Raw genomic sequence first — 2,735 nt, 5'->3', positions numbered from 1 at the left:
GAAGCGGTTCAAGATCACAGGTACGGGTAAAGTCCTGTCGGCTGCGGCCGGCAAGCGTCACGGCATGATCAAGCGTTCCAACAAGTTCATTCGAAATGCCCGCGGCACGATGGTTCTGGCTGAACCGGATGGCAAGAAGGTCATCAAGAATTTTCTGCCGAACGGCCTCTAAGGCATTCGGTCCGGACACGCATTTGTTTTACGCAATTCCGAACGGAAAACCGCAAGGCACTTTTCCTGGAATTGCTTTTAAGGAGATCATGACATGGCACGCGTAAAAAGAGGCGTCACTTCGCACGCCAAGCACAAGAAGGTCCTGAAAGCCGCGAAAGGCTTCTACGGCCGCCGCAAGAACACCATCCGCATCGCCAAGCAGGCGGTGGAAAAGTCGCTGCAATACGCTTACCGCGACCGCAAGAACCGCAAGCGCTCCTTCCGCGCGCTGTGGATCCAGCGCATCAACGCCGCGACCCACGAGCATGGCCTGACCTATGGCCGCTTCATCGACGGCCTCAACAAGTCGGGCATCGAGATCGATCGCAAGATCCTGTCGGACATGGCCATCCACGAGCCGCAGGCTTTCGCGGCCCTGGTCGCCAAGGCCAAGGTGGCGCTCGAATATCTGAAGAACACCACGCCGAACGCTTTTGAAAGCGCTGTCGCCTAAGACCAGCGCTTCCCAAGCATTCGCAATTCTGATTTGGGGAACCCGCGCTGGCACGGCTGGCGCGGGTTTTTCTTTTGCCTGATCCTTGGAGTGATTTCACTTTAGGAGTGACTTTCACTTTGAGGCCGACCTCCCAACGCAGCGAGTTTGACCGTGAACGACGCAACCACTGGCCTGGATACGCTTGAAAACTCACTTCTGGCCGAGATCGCCTCGGCCGCCGATGAGCCGGCCATCGAGGCCGTGCGCATCGCTGCTTTCGGTAAGAAGGGCAGCGTGTCCGAGATGCTGAAGACACTTGGCGCCATGACCGCCGAGGAGCGCCAGATCAAAGGCCCGGCCATCAACGGCCTCAAGAACCGCGTCACCGACGCGCTGACTGCCCGCAAGGCTGAGCTCAAGGATGTGGCGATCACCGCCCGCCTCGCCGCCGAAAAGGTCGACGTGACGTTGCCGGTGCGGCAGTCGCCGGCCGAGCGCGGCCGTATCCATCCGATCAGCCAAGTCATCGACGAGATTGCCGCGATCTTCGGCGATCTCGGTTTCTCCATCGCGGAAGGTCCCGATATCGAGACCGACTATTACAATTTCACCGCGCTGAATTTTCCCGAAGGCCACCCGGCGCGCGAGATGCACGACACCTTCTTCTTCCAGCCGGACGAGAAGGGCGAGCGCAAGCTTTTGCGCACGCACACTTCGCCGGTGCAGATCCGCACCATGGAAACGAAGAAGCCGCCGATCCGCATCGTCATTCCTGGCAAGACGTACCGGCAGGATTCGGACGCCACCCACTCGCCGATGTTCCATCAGGTCGAGGGGCTGGTGATCGACAAGACAGCCAACGTCGCCAACATGAAGTGGGTGCTGGAGGAGTTCTGCAAGGCCTTCTTCGAGGTGCCGCAGGTTAAGATGCGCTTCCGGCCGTCCTTCTTCCCGTTCACCGAGCCAAGCCTCGAGGTGGACATCCAGTGCGATCGCTCGCGGCCCGGCGAGGTGCGCTTCGGCGAAGGCTCCGACTGGATGGAGATCCTCGGCTGCGGCATGGTGCATCCCAATGTGCTGCGCCATGGCGGTCTCGATCCGGACGAATATCAGGGCTTTGCCTGGGGCATGGGCATAGACCGCATCGCCATGCTGAAATACGGCATGCCGGACCTGCGCGCCTTCTTCGATGCAGACGTGCGCTGGCTGTCGCACTACGGCTTCCGGCCGCTCGACATGCCGACTTTGTTCGGAGGCCTGAGCGCATGACAGCGCCCTATGCCGGCGGCTGCCGCTGCGGCGCCGTGCGGTTCGAGGCCTCTGCCGAACCGCATCACGTCAGCTACTGCCATTGCGGCGATTGCCGGCGGGCCAGCGGCGCGCCGGTGTCGGCCTTTGTCGGCTTCCTGGTCGATCAGGTCGCGTTCACCGGCAAGGCGCTGAAGATGTATGAGAACGGCCCGGTGACGCGCTCTTTCTGCGGCACCTGCGGCTCACCCATCGCCTATGTCGACGAGCGGCTGGAAGAAGACATCTACTTCATGCTCGGCGCCATGGACATGCCGGCCGATTTCCAGCCGACGCTGCATGCCTATATCGGCGAGCAGCTTGCCTTCCTGCATATGTCCGACGACCTGCCGAGACATCTGAAATCAAGCGTCAAAAGACCAGACGGAACAGTCCCATGAAATTCACCCTCTCCTGGCTCAAGGACCACCTCGAGACCGACGCCACGCTCGACGAGATCGTCGAGCGGCTGACTTCGATCGGTCTCGAAGTCGAGCATGTCGACGACAAGTCGAGCCTGAAACCATTCGTCATCGCCAGGGTGCTGACGGCGGTTCAGCATCCCGATGCCGACCGGCTGCGCGTGCTGACCGTCGACACCGGCGACGGCAAGCCTCCGGTGCAGGTCGTTTGCGGCGCGCCAAACGCTCGCGCGGGCCTGATCGGCGCCTTTGCCGCGCCCGGCACCTATGTGCCCGGCATCGACGTAACGCTGACGGTCGGCAAGATCAGGGGCGTCGAAAGCCACGGCATGATGTGTTCCGAGCGCGAGCTGGAGCTGTCCGACGAACACAATGGC

At 61.4% G+C, this 2,735-nt stretch carries 5 protein-coding genes; all 5 read left to right on the top strand.

From position 1 onward, the window contains the following. The coding region (locus EN994_RS25950) for a 50S ribosomal protein L35 (RefSeq protein ID WP_127307916.1) at window positions 1-172 on the top strand (172 nt) is incomplete at its 5' end. Window positions 173-265: 93 nt separating this feature from the next. After that, the gene (gene rplT / locus EN994_RS25945) at window positions 266-667 is read left to right on the top strand and encodes a 50S ribosomal protein L20 (RefSeq protein ID WP_013528310.1); all 402 of its coding nucleotides are present in this window, start codon (window positions 266-268) and stop codon (window positions 665-667) included. 153 nt (window positions 668-820) lie between these two features. Next, window positions 821-1,918: a phenylalanine--tRNA ligase subunit alpha gene (gene pheS, locus EN994_RS25940; RefSeq protein WP_013528309.1), complete on the top strand. Its 1,098-nt coding sequence runs from the start codon at window positions 821-823 to the stop codon at window positions 1,916-1,918. Next, window positions 1,915-2,337, top strand: a complete 423-nt coding sequence (locus tag EN994_RS25935) for a GFA family protein (RefSeq protein WP_013528308.1) — start codon at window positions 1,915-1,917, stop codon at window positions 2,335-2,337. The genes pheS and EN994_RS25935 overlap by 4 nt, the downstream gene beginning before the upstream one ends. Further along, window positions 2,334-2,735: YtpR family tRNA-binding protein (ytpR, locus tag EN994_RS25930; RefSeq protein WP_348631689.1), on the top strand; the 402-nt coding region annotated here is incomplete at its 3' end. The genes EN994_RS25935 and ytpR, both read left to right, overlap by 4 nt.

Source organism: Mesorhizobium sp. M7A.F.Ca.CA.002.09.1.1 (genome assembly GCF_003998555.1).
In the GTDB taxonomy this organism is placed as follows: domain Bacteria; phylum Pseudomonadota; class Alphaproteobacteria; order Rhizobiales; family Rhizobiaceae; genus Mesorhizobium; species Mesorhizobium ciceri.
This window is presented reverse-complemented; position numbering and strand designations above follow the sequence as displayed.